At 56.8% G+C, this 15,867-nt stretch carries 11 protein-coding genes and 1 pseudogene; 3 read left to right on the top strand and 9 right to left on the bottom strand.

The genetic code is table 11. From position 1 onward, the window contains the following. The first annotated feature begins 65 nt into the window (after positions 1-65). Positions 66-998: a LysR family transcriptional regulator gene (locus tag SK51_RS15900; protein ID WP_023306147.1), complete on the top strand. Its 933-nt coding sequence runs from the start codon at positions 66-68 to the stop codon at positions 996-998. Positions 999-1,001: 3 nt separating this feature from the next. Here SK51_RS15900 and SK51_RS15895 read toward each other — a convergent pair whose 3' ends face one another. Together SK51_RS15895 and SK51_RS15890 are read right to left on the bottom strand one after the other, a co-directional pair. Then, a complete protein-coding gene (locus tag SK51_RS15895; protein WP_003857302.1) occupies positions 1,002-2,030 on the bottom strand; it encodes a methionine synthase in 1,029 nt (342 codons plus the stop codon). 26 nt (positions 2,031-2,056) lie between these two features. Further along, the gene (locus SK51_RS15890) at positions 2,057-3,031 is read right to left on the bottom strand and encodes a DUF1852 domain-containing protein (RefSeq protein ID WP_032676431.1); all 975 of its coding nucleotides are present in this window, start codon (positions 3,029-3,031) and stop codon (positions 2,057-2,059) included. A gap of 168 nt (positions 3,032-3,199) precedes the next feature. On the opposite strand from SK51_RS15890, the gene SK51_RS15885 reads away from it, so the two are divergent. Then, positions 3,200-3,739, top strand: coding sequence for a DUF2058 domain-containing protein (locus SK51_RS15885; protein WP_023306149.1), 540 nt, complete (start codon positions 3,200-3,202; stop codon positions 3,737-3,739). 7 nt (positions 3,740-3,746) lie between these two features. Here the strand turns inward: SK51_RS15885 and SK51_RS15880 are convergent, their stop codons facing one another. Next, positions 3,747-4,433, bottom strand: a complete 687-nt coding sequence (locus tag SK51_RS15880; protein ID WP_023300051.1) for an RluA family pseudouridine synthase — start codon at positions 4,431-4,433, stop codon at positions 3,747-3,749. Between the two features lie 89 nt (positions 4,434-4,522). After that, positions 4,523-5,128, bottom strand: a complete 606-nt coding sequence (gene azoR, locus SK51_RS15875; RefSeq protein WP_022648050.1) for an FMN-dependent NADH-azoreductase — start codon at positions 5,126-5,128, stop codon at positions 4,523-4,525. A gap of 203 nt (positions 5,129-5,331) precedes the next feature. On the opposite strand from azoR, the gene hrpA reads away from it, so the two are divergent. After that, on the top strand, positions 5,332-9,234 hold the full coding sequence (hrpA, locus tag SK51_RS15870; RefSeq protein ID WP_048206801.1) for an ATP-dependent RNA helicase HrpA: 3,903 nt from the start codon (positions 5,332-5,334) through the stop codon (positions 9,232-9,234). Between the two features lie 82 nt (positions 9,235-9,316). Here the strand turns inward: hrpA and SK51_RS15865 are convergent, their stop codons facing one another. From SK51_RS15865 to SK51_RS15845, 5 genes and pseudogenes are all read right to left on the bottom strand, one after another. Beyond that, the gene (locus SK51_RS15865; protein WP_023306151.1) at positions 9,317-9,976 is read right to left on the bottom strand and encodes an O-methyltransferase; all 660 of its coding nucleotides are present in this window, start codon (positions 9,974-9,976) and stop codon (positions 9,317-9,319) included. Between the two features lie 74 nt (positions 9,977-10,050). Then, on the bottom strand, positions 10,051-11,430 hold the full coding sequence (locus SK51_RS15860) for an efflux transporter outer membrane subunit (RefSeq protein WP_023306152.1): 1,380 nt from the start codon (positions 11,428-11,430) through the stop codon (positions 10,051-10,053). After that, on the bottom strand, positions 11,427-12,509 hold the full coding sequence (locus SK51_RS15855; RefSeq protein WP_032676243.1) for an HlyD family secretion protein: 1,083 nt from the start codon (positions 12,507-12,509) through the stop codon (positions 11,427-11,429). Before SK51_RS15855 ends, SK51_RS15860 begins: the two co-directional genes overlap by 4 nt. A 22-nt stretch (positions 12,510-12,531) precedes the next feature. Then, the gene (locus tag SK51_RS15850) at positions 12,532-14,184 is read right to left on the bottom strand and encodes an MFS transporter (protein ID WP_032676242.1); all 1,653 of its coding nucleotides are present in this window, start codon (positions 14,182-14,184) and stop codon (positions 12,532-12,534) included. A 158-nt stretch (positions 14,185-14,342) separates the two neighbouring features. Beyond that, a pseudogene (locus tag SK51_RS15845) lies at positions 14,343-15,661 on the bottom strand (MFS transporter). Positions 15,662-15,867 lie beyond the last annotated feature (206 nt).

Here is a 15,867-nt window from a genome sequence, read left to right as displayed (position 1 = left end):
TTACGTCTGAACATCATTGAGAAAAATGCCATAATGCAGGAAACACCTGTGCAGGAAATGCATTAATGATGGATGCCGGACATATCAGCGTTCGCGCGCTGCTGATCTTCATCGACGTTTATGAAACGCAGAATTTTTCCGTGGTGGCGAGGCGGGAAGGGATTTCTGCGTCGCAGGTTTCCCGCATGATCCACCAGCTTGAGGATGCCCTCGGGCAACAGCTTTTCTACCGCAACACGCGGGCGATTATGCCCACAGAGAGCGGGCATCTTTTTGTGCGCTATGCCCGGGCGATGGCCGGAAATCTGGAGGATGCGCGACGCGAGCTGGATGAACGCGCCCGCGAGCCGTCGGGCACGCTGCGTATCAATGGCCCGGTCTTTTTCGGACAACGGCACATCGCGCCGGGCCTGCCGGGGCTTCTGGCGCGTTATCCTCGTCTCTCCATTGAACTGACCCTCACCGACGATTTTATCGATCCGCACCGCGACGCCGCGGACGTTATCTTCCGCATCGGCGCGCTGACGGACTCCTCGTTTCACGCCCGGGTGTTCGGTCAGCAGTTCTACCATCTGGCGGCCTCGCCGGACTATCTGCAAAAACATGGCGCACCCGAGGGGCCGGACGATCTCAGTCGTCACCACTGTCTGGTTTACCGCGGTTCGTCCGGGCCTAACCGCTGGCTGATCCGGCAGCCGGGCGAGGCGTGGGTTCACTATCCCATCGTACCGCTGATGACTTCCAATAACGCGGAAACGCTCCTGATTGCGGCGCTGGGCGGCATGGGCGTTGTGCTATTCCCGGACTGGATGGTGAGCGAACGGCTCAAAAGCGGTGAGCTGGTGGCACTGCTGCCGGAAATGGAGTGTTCTATTAATACGGAGCCACTGACGATTGCGGCGATTTACCCGAACGCGCGTCATCCGCCCCTGAACGTCAGGGCGGTGATTGACTACTATATTGAGCGGTTCGGTACGCCACTGTACTGGCAAACCTGAAGGTTAGCGGGCAAGCTCGCGACGGATAATGTCAGCCCCGGCGCTTAATGCCTTCAGCTTACCGTTGGCGACCTGGCGGGAAAGGGGAGCCATGCCGCAGTTGGTGGACGGATAGAGCTTGTCTGCATCAACAAACTGCAACGCCTTGCGCAGCGTATCGGCCACCTCTTCCGGCGTTTCGATGGTCTGGGTGGCGACGTCAATTGCCCCGACCATCACTTTTTTACCGCGGATAAGCTCCAGCAGATCCATCGGCACGCGCGAGTTGTGGCACTCCAGCGAGATGATATCGATCTTTGAGGTCTGCAACTTAGGAAACGCCTCTTCATACTGGCGCCACTCGGAGCCGAGCGTTTTTTTCCAGTCCGTATTGGCTTTGATGCCGTACCCGTAGCAGATATGTACTGCGGTTTCGCATTTCAGCCCTTCAATGGCGCGCTCCAGCGCGGCGATGCCCCAGTCATTCACTTCGTCGAAAAAGACGTTAAAAGCAGGTTCGTCGAACTGAATAATGTCAACGCCGGCCGCTTCCAGCTCGCGGGCTTCCTGATTGAGAATTTTAGCGAACTCCCAGGCCAGCTTTTCGCGGCTTTTATAGTGAGCATCGTATAGCGTGTCGATCATGGTCATCGGGCCGGGCAGCGCCCACTTGATCGGCTTATCCGTCAGCTGGCGAAGGTATTTCGCATCGTCTACAAACACCGGTTTCTGGCGCGCCACCGCGTCTACCACGGTCGGCACGCTCGCATCGTAACGGTTACGGATCCGCACCGTCTGACGATTTTCAAAATCCACGCCGCTGAGATGTTCAATAAAGGTGGTGACGAAATGCTGGCGGGTTTGTTCCCCGTCGCTGACGATATCAATCCCGGCGCGAATCTGTTCATCCAGAGACAAACGCAGCGCATCCTGTTTCCCTGCCAGTAATTCCTCATCCTGGAGTTTCCACGGCGACCAGAGCGTTTCCGGCTGCGCAAGCCAGGTGGGTTTCGGCAGGCTGCCAGCCGTCGATGTCGGGAGCAATGTTTTCATAAGAAGAACCTTTTATTCGTATTAAATTAAAGCGTGAAGTGATGAGACCACTGCTCAAGAAGGGTTTTATAGGGTTTGATGAACCGCTCTTCGGTATATTTACCCTGTTCAATGGCCAGCCGGCTGCGCTCTTCACGGTCATAGACGATTTTTGTTAATGAGTGATCCTGCTGATTCAGGTCGGGCTGATAGCACTGTCCCGCAGCGGAATTGGCATTGTAAATTTCTGGTCGATAGATCTTCTGGAACGTCTCCATGGTGCTGATGGTGCCGATCAGTTCCAGATTGGTGTAATCACGGAGTAAATCGCCGGAGAAGAAGAAGGCAAATGGCGCGACGCTGTTTTCCGGCATGAAATAGCGAACCTTGAGGCCCATCTTCGCGAAGTACTGTTCCGTTAGCGACTCGCCGTCCGGCTGGTACTCATACCCCAGCACCGGGTGGTGGTTACCGGTACGACGATAGGTCTCTTTGCTGGAGACGCTCAGGCAGATCACCGGCGCTTTTTTAAAGTTCGCCTGATATTCCGCAGAATGAATGAAGCTTTTAAAGATATTGCCGTGCAGCTCGCCAAAATTCTCGGGGAGGGTAAAACGGGGCTGATCTTTATTATGCTCCAGCAGCAGGACGCTGAAATCATAGTCACGAACATAGGATGAGAAGTTATTCCCGACGATGCCTTCGATGCGCTCGTGGGTCTTTTTATCCACGATCGTCGTTTGCAGAATTTCGATGGCCGGGAAAGTAAAATCGCCGCCGATATTCATATCGACTGAAATAATCTCCAGCTCGACGGCATAGCGGTCGGATTTTGGGTTATCCCAGCTCGCCAGCGCGTTAAAGCGGTTGTTGATCATCATCAGCGTATTGCGCAGGTTCTCCTGACGCTTCTCGCCACGCGCCAGGTTGGCGAAGTTGGTGGTGGTACGCGTGTTTTCTGACGGGTTATAATTTTCATCAAAGCAACTGCGCTTAAGGGTAAATGTGAAAGCCTGACTCATTTGGTTATGCATCCTAAGTTCATGTTGCCTAAACGTTATCAATGCATAATTTATGCCTGAGCCACTGGCGCAGGGGAAGTGACTTAATTTCACTGCGTCATGAGGGTTCTTCATGAACTGCGCGATTCAGGTATAATCCCCCGACATTTCCAACCGGTTTAAACGATCATGACAAAACTCACCCTACAAGAGCAGATGCTGAAAGCGGGCTTAGTCAGCAGTAAAAAGATGGCGAAGGTTCAGCGCACGGCGAAAAAATCCCGCGTCCAGGCTCGCGAGGCGAGAGAGGCTGTTGAAGAGATTAAGAAAGCCCAGCTGGAGCGTGATAAGCAGCTGAGCGAACAGCAAAAACAGGCGGTGCTGGCAAAAGAGTTCAGGGCGCAGGTGAAGCAGCTGATTGAGATGAACCGCATCACCGTGGCGAAGGGCAACATTACCTTTAACTTTACCGATGGCAGCCTGATCAAAAAAATCGACGTCGATAAGCAGACGCAAACCCAGCTGATCAACGGTCGTCTGGCGATTGCCCGACTGGTGATTAACGCGAATGGCGACTGTGATTACGCGATTATCCCGGCGGTGGTGGCGGATAAAATTGCCCAGCGCGATGCGGACAGCATTGTGCTAAACAGCGCGCTGAGTCAGGAAGAGCAGGACGAAGACGATCCGTACGCAGACTTCAAAATCCCTGACGATTTAATGTGGTAAACCTCGTTCAGAATGGCGCGGCGTGACGGGCATTCATGGTCTCGCCGCTCAGCGGATGAATAAAACTCAGAACGCTTGCATGCAGCATCAGCCGGGGCGTTTCTTCCGCCCCCGGCCATTCCAGACCCCCATACAGATCGCACCCCAAAATAGGGTGGCCTAACTGCTGGCAGTGAATGCGCAGCTGGTGGGTGCGCCCGGTCTCCGGGGTAAGCTCAACCCGCGTCAACGGCATTGTCGTATCCTGGTAAATACGTTCCATCACCCGATAGCGGGAGCGAGCGGGCTTACCAGTGCGCGCGCAGATCGTCATCAGCGGAAACAGCGCCGGATCTTTGGCAATCGGGGCATCCACGGTCCCTTCGTCCTGTTCCACATGTCCGCACAACAGGGCGGTGTAAACCTTGGTCACGGCGCGTTGGCTGAACTGGTGGCAAAGCGCGGCGTTAATCGCTTTGTTACGTGCAATCACCATCAGACCCGAAGTGCCAAAATCAAGACGATGCACCAGCGTGCAGCCGGGAAAGGTTTGCACCAGACGGTGGTGGACGGAATCGCGGTTTTGCGGATTTTTCCCGGACAGGCTGAGCAGACCTGAGGGTTTGTTGATCAGCAGCAGATGCTCGTCCTGCCAGAGGATCTCAATGTCGTCGTGACAGGGTGGTGCAATAAACGTATCGATTATGACAGACATCAGGCCGCCGGGCTGGAGAGTGGGTGCGGATGATAACGAAATACGGGGGAAAGAAAAACCCTCCCACCGGGCGGTGAGAGGGGGAAAATTTAGGCTGCGACCAGGCTGTCGATAGCGGCTTTCGCGTCGGTCTGCGCTTTGGTGGCTACTTCCGGGCCGTAAGCGATACCTTCAGCGAACACGAAGTTCACGTCGGTAATGCCGATGAAGCCCAGGAACAGCGTCATGTACGGCGCGACCAGATCGGTAGGGGTATCTTTGTGAATACCGCCGCGGCTGGTCAGGACGATAGCGCGTTTACCTTTCACCAGACCTTCCGGGCCGTTCTCGGTGTAACGGAAGGTTACGCCAGCGCGCGCCACCAGGTCGAAGTAGTTCTTCAGCTGCGTAGGAATGTTGAAGTTATACATTGGGGCGTTGATCACGATAACGTCGTGGGCCTGCAACTCAGCAATCAGCTCGTCGGAGAGCGCCAGGGCTTCCTGCTGACGTGGGGTGAGAGGCGCATCGCTCGGACGCAGCGCGCCAACCAGCTCGCCGTCCAGCACAGGAATCGGGTTTGCCGCCAGGTCACGCACGGTGATTTCATCCGCGCTGTGCTGTTCACGCCACTGTTCAACGAAATAGTCAGCCAGCTGACCAGACTGTGAATACCCTGCCAGAATACTGGATTTCAACACTAATACTTTGCTCATGGGAATTTCCTGTTTTGTATTTGATTGAGGGGGGTGCCCCGTTGCTTGTTGACACTTTATTCACAATCCTGCCACAGGGATAGCGCAATATATCGAAGCCTATGTTCGAATTTTTTGAATAAGGCGCGAAAAGCGCTGATGTGGTACTCTATAGCAATCATTAAAAAGAGATTTTATCCGGCAGTGCACTGCCCGTTAACGCTATGACAGAACAACAGAAATTATCCTTCCCGATGCTGATGCAACAGCTTGATTCGCTGATGCTGCGCGATAAACAGCGGTTTGCGCGCCGTCTGCACGGCGTTAAGAAGGTTAAAAATCCTGATGCACAACAGGCCATCTACCAGGAGATGGCCAAAGAGATTGAACAGGCGGCAGGGAAAGTTGTGCTGCGTGAAGCCGCACGCCCGGAGATTACCTATCCGGAAAACCTGCCCGTCAGCCAGAAAAAACAGGACATTCTTGAGGCCGTGCGCGACCACCAGGTGGTGATCGTCGCGGGGGAAACCGGTTCAGGTAAAACCACTCAGCTGCCGAAGATCTGCATGGAATTAGGCCGCGGGGTGAAAGGGTTGATCGGTCACACCCAGCCGCGTCGTCTGGCGGCGCGCACTGTGGCGAACCGTATTGCCGACGAGCTGCAAACGGAGCCGGGCGGCTGCATCGGCTACAAGGTGCGATTCAGCGACCACGTCAGCGATAACACCATGGTTAAGCTGATGACCGACGGTATCCTGCTGGCGGAAATCCAGCAGGATCGTCTGCTGATGCAGTACGACACCATCATCATCGATGAAGCGCACGAGCGCAGCCTGAACATCGACTTCCTGCTCGGCTACCTGAAAGAGCTGCTGCCCCGGCGTCCGGATCTGAAAATCATCATCACCTCCGCGACCATCGACCCGGAGCGCTTCTCAAAACATTTCAATAATGCGCCGATCATTGAAGTCTCAGGCCGAACCTACCCGGTTGAAGTGCGCTATCGCCCGATTGTAGAAGAGGCGGACGATACCGAGCGCGACCAGCTTCAGGCCATCTTCGATGCCGTCGACGAGCTGGGCACCGAGAGTTCTGGCGACATTCTGATCTTCATGAGCGGCGAGCGTGAGATCCGCGATACCGCCGATGCGCTCAGCAAGCGCGATCTGCGCCATACCGAGGTCCTGCCGCTGTACGCGCGCCTGTCCAACAGCGAGCAGAACCGCGTGTTCCAGCCGCACAGCGGGCGCCGCATCGTGCTGGCGACCAACGTGGCCGAAACCTCGCTGACCGTACCGGGCATTAAATACGTGATCGACCCGGGTACGGCGCGCATCAGCCGCTACAGCTACAGAACCAAAGTTCAGCGTCTGCCGATCGAGCCGGTTTCGCAGGCGTCAGCTAATCAGCGTAAGGGCCGCTGCGGCCGCGTGTCGGAAGGGATCTGTATTCGTCTCTATTCGGAAGACGATTTCCTGTCGCGCCCGGAGTTTACCGATCCGGAGATCCTGCGAACCAACCTGGCATCCGTTATCCTGCAAATGACCGCGCTGGGGCTGGGCGATATCGCCGCCTTCCCGTTTGTGGAAGCGCCGGATAAGCGCAATATTCAGGACGGGGTGCGGCTGCTGGAAGAGCTGGGGGCCATTACTACCGACGAGCAGGCGACGGCCTACAAGCTAACGCCGTTGGGCCGCCAGCTTAGCCAGCTGCCGGTCGACCCGCGGCTGGCGCGCATGGTGCTGGAGGCGCAAAAACACGGCTGCGTGCGCGAGGCGATGATCATCACCTCGGCGCTCTCCATTCAGGATCCGCGCGAGCGTCCGATGGACAAACAGCAGGCGTCGGATGAAAAACACCGTCGCTTCCACGATAAAGAGTCCGATTTCCTCGCATTCGTCAACCTGTGGGACTACCTCGGCGAGCAGCAAAAAGCGCTCTCTTCGAATCAGTTCCGCCGTCAGTGCCGGGTGGATTTCCTCAACTACCTGCGCGTACGCGAGTGGCAGGATATCTACACCCAACTGCGCCAGGTGGTGAAAGAGCTGGGCATCCCGGTGAACAGTGAACCGGCAGAGTACCGCGAAATTCATATCGCCCTGCTGACCGGCCTGCTGTCTCATATCGGGATGAAGGATGCGGATAAACAGGAATTTACCGGCGCACGCAACGCGCGTTTCTCCATCTTCCCGGGCTCCGGTTTGTTCAAGAAGCCGCCGAAGTGGACCATGGTCGCCGAGCTGGTGGAAACCAGCCGTCTGTGGGGGCGTATCGCCGCGCGTATCGATCCAGAGTGGGTTGAGCCGGTGGCGCAGCACCTGCTGAAACGCTCATACAGCGAGCCGCACTGGGAGCGCGGGCAGGGCGCGGTGATGGCGACGGAAAAAGTCACCGTTTACGGCCTGCCGGTGGTTGCAGCGCGTAAGGTTAATTACAGCCAGATTGACCCGGCGCTGAGTCGCGAGCTGTTTATCCGCCATGCGCTGGTGGAAGGCGACTGGCAGACGCGCCATGCGTTCTTCCGCGAAAACCTCAAGCTGCGCGCCGAGGTGGAAGAGCTTGAGCACAAGTCCCGCCGCCGCGACATTCTGGTGGACGACGAGACGCTGTTTGAGTTTTACGACCAGCGCATCAGCCACGATGTGATCTCGGCGCGCCATTTCGACAGCTGGTGGAAGAAAGCCAGCAAAGAGACCCCGGACCTGCTCAACTTTGAAAAGAGCATGCTGATCAAAGAGGGCGCGGAGTCGGTCAGCAAGCTCGACTACCCGAACTTCTGGCATCAGGGCAACCTCAAGCTGCGTCTGACCTATCAGTTTGAGCCGGGCGCGGATGCCGATGGCGTGACGGTGCACATTCCGCTGCCGCTGTTAAACCAGGTGGATGAGAGCGGGTTTGAGTGGCAAATTCCCGGCCTGCGCCGCGAACTGGTCATTGCATTAATCAAATCCCTGCCTAAACCAGTGCGGCGTAACTTTGTACCGGCGCCGAACTACGCCGAAGCGTTTTTAGGCCGCGTCACGCCGCTGGAACTGCCGCTGCTGGACGCACTGGAGCGTGAGTTCCGACGCATGACCGGGACCACCATTGACCGCGACGACTGGAACTGGGATCAGGTGCCCGATCACCTGAAAATCACATTCCGCGTAGTGGACGATAAAAACAAAAAGCTGCTCGAAGGCCGTTCTCTGACGGAGCTGAAAGAAGCGCTGAAAGGTAAAGTCCAGGAGACGCTCTCTGCGGTGGCCGATGACGGTATTGAGCAGAGCGGGCTGCACATCTGGAGCTTTGGTCAGCTTCCGGAAAGCTATGAGCAGAAGCGCGGGAACTACAAGGTGAAAGCCTGGCCCGCGCTGGTGGATGAGCGCGACAGCGTGGCGATTAAGCTCTTTGACAATCCGCAGGAGCAACAGCAGATGATGTGGCGCGGGCTGCGTCGCCTGCTGCTGCTTAACATCCCGTCGCCGATTAAGTATCTGCACGAGAAGCTGCCGAACAAAGCCAAGCTGGGGCTCTACTTTAACCCGTACGGTAAGGTGCTGGATCTGATCGACGACTGTATCTCCTGCGGTGTGGACAAACTGATCCACGAGGCGGGCGGTCCGGTCTGGACGGAAGAGGGCTTTGCTCAGCTTCATGAAAAGGTGCGCGCGGAGCTGAACGATACCGTGGTAGAGATTGCGAAACAGGTCGAGCAGATCCTCACCGCCGTGTTCAATATCAACAAGCGCCTGAAGGGGCGGGTGGATATGACCATGGCCCTGGGTCTGTCGGACGTGAAGGCGCAGATGGCGGGGCTGGTGTATCGCGGCTTTGTCACCGGCAACGGCTTTAAGCGTCTGGGTGATACGCTGCGTTATTTGCAGGCGATTGAGAAGCGTCTGGAGAAAATGGCGGTCGATCCGCATCGCGATCGAGCGCAGATGCTGAAAGTCGAAAACGTGCAGCAGGCGTGGCAGCAGTGGCTCAACAAACTGCCGCCAGCGCGTCGCGATGACGACGACGTGCGGGAGATCCGCTGGATGATCGAAGAACTGCGCGTCAGCTTCTTCGCCCAGCAGCTCGGTACGCCGTATCCCATTTCGGATAAGCGTATCTTGCAGGCGATGGAGCAGATCTCCGGCTAAAACCATTGCCCGGTGGCGCTGCGCTTACCGGGCCTACGGGAGAACATGCAGGCCGGGTAAGGCGTAGCCGCCACCCAGCTTTTTATCGTTCCACCATCGCTAGCGTAAACCCATCCCACCCCTTAACGCCCACCGTTTGCAGCGCGGTGGCGGTTAAGCGTGGGTTATCTCCAGTCATCTCGATAAACTTCCGTACCCCCTGCACGCGTGCATCGTCGCTTTGCCCGTTAACCACCTCGCCGTCGCGCACCACGTTATCGCCGATTATGACCGTGCCGGGACGGGAGTAGTGCAGCGCCCACTCCAGGTAGCCGGGATTGTTTGGCTTATCGGCATCAATAAAGATCAGGTCAAAGGGCGGGACGTCACCGAAATTCTCGAGCGACTTTAGCGCCGGGCCTGTAATCAGTTCGATACGATCGCTGAGTCCCGCAAGGTGAATGTTCTGGCGTGCAACAGCGGCATGTTTCGGGTCCGCTTCAAGCGTAATCAGCTTTCCATCCGGCGGCAGGGCGCGCGCCATCCAGATTGAGCTATACGCGCCCAGCGTACCGATTTCCAGTATTCGACGCGCCTGCGTCATGCGGACAAACAGAGCCAGCAGTTGCCCCTGATTTGCGGCAACGTCGTGCTCGGGTAAACCGGCGCGTTTGTTGTTTTCAAGGACGTTCTGGAGAACTTCATCTTCAGGAATAAGCGACGAAATCATGTAATTATCTACTGAACACCACTGCTGTTGCATAGATTGACTCCTTGGGGGTATCGCCAGAGGCGAAATGTAGGCCGGGTAAGGCGTAGCCGCCACCCGGCATGTTTTCACGCACTGACCCAACCGCCGCCCAGCGCTTTATACAAATCAATTTGCGCCAGCAGCAGGTTGTTTTTCACCTGTACCACGCTGGTCTGCACCGAGAACAGCGTGCGCTGTGCATCGAGCACATCCAGATAAGAAGAGTACCCGTTGCGGTAGCGGTTTTGCGCTATCCGCAGCGTCTCCTGCGCGACCGCCTGCTGAGCCAGCAGCTCGGTAAGCTGTTCCTGATAACGGGTGATGGCATCAAGGCTGTCATTCACCTCGGCAAACGCATTACGTACGGTTTTTTCGTAGCTGTACAACGCCTGATTACGCTGAGACTGGGAGATATCCACCTGTGCATTCAGCGTCTGTCGGTTCAGCAGCGGCGCAAGAATACTGCCGCCCACGCTCCAGAGCTGGAGGGGGTTATCCAGCAATCCCGACAGCGTGCGATCCTGCACCGATCCTGTGGCCGTGAGGTTGATCGACGGCAGCAGGCTGGCGCGCGATGCCGCCAGCGTCGCGTCCGCCGCAATCAGCTGACGTTCAGCCTGGACGATATCCGGACGCCGGTTCAGTAACGTCGACGGCAACTGGGAGGGCAGTTTCAGCGGCGTCAGGGCATCAAAGCTTTCACCGCGCGCAACGTTACCCGGGTTGCTGCCCAGCAGCAGGCTAAGCGCATTCTCCTGCTGCGCAATCTGGTGCTGAAGCAGTGGAACCTGAGCGCGGGTGGCGCGCAGCTCAGAATCCGATTGCATCAGCTCAAGGCGAGAGCTGTATCCCGTCTCAAACTGTCGTTTAGCAAGGTTGAACGCCTCTTCACGCGATTTCAGCGTGGACTGGGTAACGCGAAGCTGTTCATCCAGCGACAGCAGGGTGACGTACCCGGAGGCCACCGACGATGCGACCGTGAGATCTGCCGCCGCGGCCGCCGCCTTTTGAGCCTCCAGCGACGCTTCGGCGGCACGGGAGGTGCTGCGGTTTACCCCCCAGATATCCACGTCGTAGCTGGCGGTCAGGCTGCCTTTGTACAACGTACCGTATACCGGAAGGCCTGTGGCGGCGGACTGCGAGCGCGCGCGCGTCCCGGTCACGCCCGCGTCAAGCGACGGGAACAGGCTGCCGTCGGCAGCGTACACCCGGGCCTGATACTCGTTAATCCGCTCGCGGGCAATCAGCACGTCGCTGTTGTTCTTCAGCGCCTGATCCACATAGTGATTCAGATTGCTGTCGTGGAAATTACGCCACCAGAGCTGCTCTGTCGGGCTGGTTGGCCCCGACGTCGCGCGCCACTGGGCCGGGATGTGCAGGGACGATTTGGCGGGCTCAACGTCAACCGACTGGCAACCCGCAAGGATAGCCATCATCAGCAGGCCGGCTATTGGGCGAAGCGTCATTGTTTCGCCTCCCGCGTGTCGATGGTGACCTGCACCGACATGCCAGGGCGCAGCAGCCGGTACGCCTCCGGCTCACCGAGTACCTCAATGCGTACCGGGATGCGCTGGGCGATTTTAACAAAGTTGCCCGTGGCGTTATCCGGGGTGATAGCGCTGAACTCGACGCCTGTGGCCGGGGATATGCTCTCCACGCGGCCCTGATAGGCTTTATCGTTTAAGGCATCGACGGTGAATTTCACTGGCTGTCCGACGCGTAAATTCGCCAGCTGCGTCTCTTTGATATTGGCGATCACCCAGTGCTGCGGCGGGACCAGCGTGGTAAGGTGCGTCCCGGCGGTGACGTACGCTCCAAGACGCACCGCAATCTGCCCGAGCTGACCGTCACGCGGCGCGACAATGCGGGTGTTTTGCAGATCGATCTGCGCAAGCTCCAGCGCGGCTTTCGCATTTTGAACGTCCGCCTCCAGCGAAGCGCGATTGACGATAACCGTTTGTAGATCCTGGCGCGACATCTCAAGCGTTGCTTTCGCCTGGTCGATATCGGCGCTCCCCTGGGCGGCACTGGCCAGCGCCGCATCGCGCTCGCGAATGGACAGGGAGCCGTCTGCGGTCAGATCCTTCACGCGTTTCAGATCCGCCTGGGTTTTCAGACTTTGGGCACGGGCGTTTTTCAGTGCCGCTTCGTTTTTGGCAATCACCGCTTCCGCGCTTTTACGCTGTTGCAGGTTGTTGTTCAGCGCAGCAATTTTCATTGCCAGCTGCGCCTCGGCCTGATGGACGCGCTGGCGATAGATCCGGTCATCAATCTGCAACAGCAGGTCGCCTTTTTTAACCTGCACAAAATCCTGAACATGGACCTCAGTAATGTAGCCGTTGACTTGCGGACTGATGAACGTGGTCTGGCCGCGCACGTAGGCGTTATCAGTAAACTGGGTATGACGCGTGAACGGGGGCAACTGCCAGGCATAAAGGATCACCAGCCCCCCGACAATGCCGATAGCCGCGGCGGTGAAAATGGAAACGACGCGTACATTTTTGCGGGTGTTGGCCTGCTCTTTGGCGGCATCCTGCTGACTCATAACTTCTCCTGAAAAATAGTCATTACTTATTGCCAGTGGCGTTCTTAAGGGCCATACGGGCGGTGATGCGCAGGCGCAGCAAGCGCCATAAAATCCAGACCAGCGTGGCTGTGGCAATGCTCGCCGTCAGGAGATAAGTATCGTTGTAAGCCAGAATGTTTGCCTCAAGCGTCGTCACCGTCTGTAGCTGAATAATGGCCTGGGTTCCCAACAGGGAACTGTCGCCAACCAAGCTTTTATACATCTGGGTGTAAAGCTGAATGCGTTCGTTCACCAGCGGGTTGAGGGTGGTGAGCTGGTCAGCCAGCAGGCTGGAATGGTACTTCTCGCGCCAGGTCTGGAAGGTACCAAGGATTGCAGAACCCAGCAGGCCACCAAGGTTCTGACTCATGCCAAACATCACGGAAAAGCTGACCAGATTGCGTGGATCGGCGATCACCCCGCCAATGGCGGCCAGCATCGCATGGGCGAGGAAGAAAGCGCTGCCGAAACCAAGCAGGAACTGGCTGAACATCAGTTGATCCGGCCGGGTCAGGTTGTTGGACTGGCTGTCCAGCAGCGAAGCAACAATCATTAGCGCCAGCGAGGTGATAATCGGCCAGGCCAGCTTAGTGGGTTTGATCGTCAGACAGCTGGTGACGATACCGCAGACGATTCCGGCGAAAATAGACCACGCCAGATGGGTCATCTGTTCATTCTGTAGGCCCGCATATTGCAGCCAGCCGATGACGCCGGTGTTCTGTTCCGCCAGTACGATGCGGATCAGCAGCATAATCAACCCCAGGCGTACGATGCTGCCGCTGGACAGCCAGCGGGTATTGAGCAGCGGGTTGCTGCGGTTATGTTCAAAAACGATTGCACAGACAATTAGCACCAGCGAGAGAGCCAACGCCCAGCCGATCCACGGTGTTTCAAACCACCATTCCAGACGCCCTAGCGACAGAACCGCGCACAACAGCGCCATACCGGGCGCAAGCAAAAAGAAGGTGATGAAATCTTTCTTCTCGAAAACTTTGCGTCGATCGCCCGGGGGCAGTTTCAGCACCATCACGCAGGCCAGTGAGATCAGGGCCAAACCCAGCTCGAAGAAGTACAGCCCACGCCACTCATCAAGCTGCAACAGCTCGGTGGAGAACAGCCGCGCCAGCGGTATCGCCAGCGACGAACCGGTAATGCCGATGGTCAGCGCCTTCAGTCGGTGCTTCGCGGGCCAGGCCTGTATCTGGTAATAAATGCCGAGCGAGCTGAGCGCGGCGGCGACCATCCCGTGTGCCGCCCGTACCATCAGCGCCGAGCTGAGATCGTTCACAAACAGGTGGAAAAAGGTGACCAGCACATACAGCACCAGGAAGCCTTCCGTAAACGCGCGCAAACCGTACTGCTGGCGAAATTTTACCAGCAGCAGGTTGATGGAGACGTTGGTCATGACATAGACGGCAGGCAGCCAGGCGATTTCAGTCGACCAGGCGCCGAAGGTGCCTTGCAGATTTTGCAGATTGGCGGTGACGACCGCGTTACCCAGCGCCCCGGTCAGGCACACCAGCAGGCCGACCACGCCATAGGCGATCCGTTTCGACGTTGGATGTTCCGGGGTGGAAGGGGAACCCAGCAGAGCGGGTTTCTCGTGTGGCTGCCACTCGCGAGGAGCATAAGGATCGCGTTGGGGCAGGCGCATAACGGGGTTTACCTTTAAAAATGTTGAATTGTGAGCGGGCTAATGATTCTACGGCTGACGCAAATCATAATTCAAGTGAATACGAATATTGTATGTTAATCAAATGTAGAGGGAATGATGAAGAAAAAGTGCGGCTCGCGAACGGAGCCGCAATAATATTATCGCTGTTCCGGCTGCGCCTGAAGGTGGCGTTCACGGTTGATGCGGCTGGCACAAAAAATTGCAATGAGGGAGATAGCGACCGTCACGCCCAGATACCAGGCCACGGGTACCCAGTCGCCGTCGTATTTCGCCAGCAGTCCGGTAGCTATTAGCGGTGCCGTTCCGCCCGCCAGCGCGGCCCCAAGTTGATAACCCAGCGTGATACCGGTGTAGCGAACGTTGGCACTGAAAATTTCAGAGCAGAGCGTGCCGAGAACTGCCGTCACCGGTGCCCACAGTACGCCAAAAGCGATAACGGTCGCGAGCACAATTCCCCAGGTGGTACCGGTATTCAGCAGCATAAACCAGGGCACGATAAACAGGCCGAGCACGAAGACACTGACGGCGTACATACGCTGGCGGCCAACCCTGTCGGAGAGCAGCCCCATCAGCGGGATCATGATAGTGGCGACCAGTGCGCCAAGAGTTACTGCCTCCAGCGCCTGGGATTTCTGATAGGTCAGGGTGGTAGTGGCGTAGCTCACCACAAACGTGGAGAAAATATAGAACGGTGCTGTCTCAACAACCTTAAGCCCGGCGGCAATTAGCACTTCACGCCAGTGGTGTTTTATGGTGTCGCGCAGCGGAGCTTTCGCAACCTGGCCGGATTTTTTCACTTTCTGGAAATCAGGCGTTTCGTCAATATCTTTCCGGATCCAAAGCCCCAATATTACCAGCACGGAACTGGCAGGAACGGAATGCGCCAGCCCCAGGAGAGAAAATCCTCTTCGCTGAACAGCGTCATTAGCGAGACGATAAATGTCGCCATCAACATGCCGATGGTAACGCCCGCCTGCGGAATACTGCCGAAGAAGCCTTTGCGTTTTTCTGGAGCATACTCATAAGCCAGCAGCAGCGCGCCACCCCATTCACCGCCGATACCCATCCCCTGAATAATACGCATCAGGATCAGCAACGCGGGCGCCCACATCCCGATCATGTCGTAGGTGGGCAGCAGGCCAATCATCACGGTTGCACCTCCCATCAATGAAAGGGTGAGGACAAGCGTTTTTTTGCGACCGATACGATCCCCGATATGTGCAAAGAGAACGCCGCCAATGGGGCGAATAAAAAAGGTCAACGAGAAGGAGAGATAGGAGAGGATCAGCCCGATTACCGGGTCGACCATCGGAAAGAAAATCTTGTTAAACACCAGCGCGGCAGCGGTGCCATAGAGAAAATAATCAAACCATTCAATAGAACTTCCCGTAAGACTGGCAATTAATACCTTTTTGTTTTTCCGCAATACCGTTGTCGTGCTCTCATGTTGTGTCATGACTCAAAACTCCGCCACGTGGATGATAATAGAGGTGTTACCTGGCGCGCTTCAGGTGCAACCTGTCGGTGTGTAATGGTTGTGAAATTGTTAAGCAACTTAGGGTTGGATGTTACGTTTGGCAAGTCAGCCAGAACTAAAACGGGTCAGATCACGATGGATTAAGCAGCAACTGGTGCTTTTTCAGCACGCTGTTGTGGCAGGAT

Origin of the sequence: Enterobacter sp. MGH85, assembly GCF_001037655.1 — a bacterium.
Taxonomy (GTDB): Bacteria; Pseudomonadota; Gammaproteobacteria; order Enterobacterales; family Enterobacteriaceae; genus Enterobacter; species Enterobacter intestinihominis.
The sequence above is the reverse complement of the archived record's forward strand: the minus strand, read 5'-3'. Positions and strand labels throughout refer to the sequence as shown.

What these genes read in the sequence shown, in the direction of transcription:
- SK51_RS15900 (WP_023306147.1), top strand. Translation starts at nt 66, where the DNA reads ATGATGGATGCCGGACATATCAGCGTTCGCGCGCTGCTGATCTTCATC.
- SK51_RS15895 (WP_003857302.1), bottom strand. Translation starts at nt 2,030, where the DNA reads ATGAAAACATTGCTCCCGACATCGACGGCTGGCAGCCTGCCGAAACCC.
- SK51_RS15890 (WP_032676431.1), bottom strand. Translation starts at nt 3,031, where the DNA reads ATGAGTCAGGCTTTCACATTTACCCTTAAGCGCAGTTGCTTTGATGAA.
- SK51_RS15885 (WP_023306149.1), top strand. Translation starts at nt 3,200, where the DNA reads ATGACAAAACTCACCCTACAAGAGCAGATGCTGAAAGCGGGCTTAGTC.
- SK51_RS15880 (WP_023300051.1), bottom strand. Translation starts at nt 4,433, where the DNA reads ATGTCTGTCATAATCGATACGTTTATTGCACCACCCTGTCACGACGAC.
- azoR (WP_022648050.1), bottom strand. Translation starts at nt 5,128, where the DNA reads ATGAGCAAAGTATTAGTGTTGAAATCCAGTATTCTGGCAGGGTATTCA.
- hrpA (WP_048206801.1), top strand. Translation starts at nt 5,332, where the DNA reads ATGACAGAACAACAGAAATTATCCTTCCCGATGCTGATGCAACAGCTT.
- SK51_RS15865 (WP_023306151.1), bottom strand. Translation starts at nt 9,976, where the DNA reads ATGCAACAGCAGTGGTGTTCAGTAGATAATTACATGATTTCGTCGCTT.
- SK51_RS15860 (WP_023306152.1), bottom strand. Translation starts at nt 11,430, where the DNA reads ATGACGCTTCGCCCAATAGCCGGCCTGCTGATGATGGCTATCCTTGCG.
- SK51_RS15855 (WP_032676243.1), bottom strand. Translation starts at nt 12,509, where the DNA reads ATGAGTCAGCAGGATGCCGCCAAAGAGCAGGCCAACACCCGCAAAAAT.
- SK51_RS15850 (WP_032676242.1), bottom strand. Translation starts at nt 14,184, where the DNA reads ATGCGCCTGCCCCAACGCGATCCTTATGCTCCTCGCGAGTGGCAGCCA.